A 562-nucleotide genomic window follows, 5' to 3' on the forward strand; every position below is an offset into this window, starting at 1 on the left:
GGTTCCCACCGAGGGTGGCACCAGCGGCGGCAAGTACGCGTCGCGCGTCTACCACAACAAGTGGGACGCCTACCGTGCGAAGCGGAAGCTGCAGGCCGACAAGACCACGGGCTACTCCAAGCTCGAGGTCGTCGAGATCAACAGGCTCTCGCGGTACGGCAAGGAGGCGCCGGTCAGCGTCGCCGACTTCCAGGCCTGGAACAAGGGCAAGAACCTGACGGGCAACGGCCCCTGGACCCCGGGCACCAGCGCGTCCGAGGCCAAGGAGATCTCCAAGAACGAGTACCGTTCCTGGAAGGACTCCTACGTCAGCCAGGACGGGAAGACCCTGTACTGGCGGACGAAGGTCCAGGCTCCGGCCGCCGCCGCGTCCGCGAGCCCGAGCCCCAGCGCCAGCGCGGAGGCCCAGAGCTTCGGGCGGCACCACCGCGACCACGGCCACTTCGAGTACAAGTACTTCAGCCGGACCTTCACCGCGAAGGTCATCAAGGGCTACCAGGTCGTCGGCCTGAAGCTCTCGATCGGTCTGAAGGACGTCGGCTCGCTGGGCTCGAACGTCGGT

General features: G+C 66.9%; 1 protein-coding gene. It reads left to right on the forward strand.

The window, feature by feature from the left end; translation table 11 throughout:
• Positions 1 to 562, forward strand: a 562-nt coding sequence (locus tag FLX08_RS41115) for a hypothetical protein (RefSeq protein WP_167530781.1), incomplete at both ends; no start/stop codon positions are given.

Origin of the sequence: Microbispora hainanensis, assembly GCF_006874475.1 — a bacterium.
GTDB classification, from domain to species: Bacteria; Actinomycetota; Actinomycetes; order Streptosporangiales; family Streptosporangiaceae; genus Microbispora; species Microbispora hainanensis.